This window comes from Blastomonas sp. CCH1-A6 (assembly GCF_001556365.1).
GTDB classification, from domain to species: domain Bacteria; phylum Pseudomonadota; class Alphaproteobacteria; order Sphingomonadales; family Sphingomonadaceae; genus Blastomonas; species Blastomonas ursincola.
Genome location: NZ_LSIS01000541.1, coordinates 1 through 213, shown reverse-complemented (window position 1 = coordinate 213; position 213 = coordinate 1). Strand labels below are relative to the sequence as shown.

1 protein-coding gene is annotated in these 213 nt (G+C 69.0%); it reads left to right on the top strand.

Annotation, left to right across the window (positions count from 1 at the left end; translation table 11 throughout):
* Nucleotides 1-63 precede the first annotated feature (63 nt).
* Nucleotides 64-213 (top strand): DUF1427 family protein (locus tag AX735_RS23375; protein ID WP_156447593.1); only part of this gene is annotated, 150 nt, incomplete at its 3' end.

Sequence of the window (213 nt, the reverse complement as noted above, 5' to 3'; positions counted from 1 at the left end):
CCCTCACCCCCAGGGTCACTGATCAGCCCGGCCCCAACCCCGAAGACGGGAGCCTCCTGCCCCATGAAACCCTATCTCGTCGCGCTTGGCATCGGCCTTCTGGTGGGCGCACTGTACAGCCTTCTCGGCACGCGATCGCCCGCCCCACCTGCCATCGCGCTGCTGGGACTGCTCGGCATGCTGCTGGGCGAACAGGCGGTGCCGCTGGCGAGA